This window comes from Parendozoicomonas verongulae, assembly GCF_009711465.1.
Lineage (GTDB): Bacteria > Pseudomonadota > Gammaproteobacteria > Pseudomonadales > Endozoicomonadaceae > Sansalvadorimonas > Sansalvadorimonas verongulae.
Map to the genome: position 1 here is coordinate 8168 of NZ_SMME01000744.1, position 526 is coordinate 8693.

General features: G+C 54.4%; 1 protein-coding gene. It reads right to left on the reverse strand.

What is annotated here, in order from left to right:
- Window positions 1-354, reverse strand: a 354-nt coding sequence (locus E1189_RS04800; RefSeq protein WP_155158916.1) for a DUF4145 domain-containing protein, incomplete at its 3' end; no start/stop codon positions are given.
- Window positions 355-526 lie beyond the last annotated feature (172 nt).

A 526-nucleotide genomic window follows, 5' to 3' on the forward strand; every position in this document is an offset into this window, starting at 1 on the left:
AACATAGAAGGCTTCCTGCAGCAGCCACAGGGCATCTTTCGGTTTAATGTGGTCGCCGTGAGCGGCACGGTTACCATGGATGCGCAGGGCGTCCATCTTCAGGGTGACAGACGTGGGTATCACACTCTGGAAGACATCATCTTTAATCAGATCGTACAGGCTGGCACGGTAGCCCTGCTCCAGACGCTGATCCCGATAGATCCATCGCACCACCAGCTCAAGGTAGTTGCGCAGCTTGACCAGACAGCTTTCCGGATCGGTATGGACATACTGTTCCGCCATCGCCCCAAGGTTGGCCAGCTCCGGCCAGCGGGTGCGCAGCATTTCAAAGTTGACGGATTTTGGGGTGCCCATACGAGATAACGTCCTGTTCTGGCTGGTTATGTAACAGGGCTATATTCTACCGATGTCGTGTTTGGGGCAAGTTGATCTGTGGACAGGTGACATGTCAAAGGCCACACAAGGCAGCGGCGGGTCGGGGAACCTTTTTTCCCATCTTCAAAAATACACTGACGTCCCAGCTTCA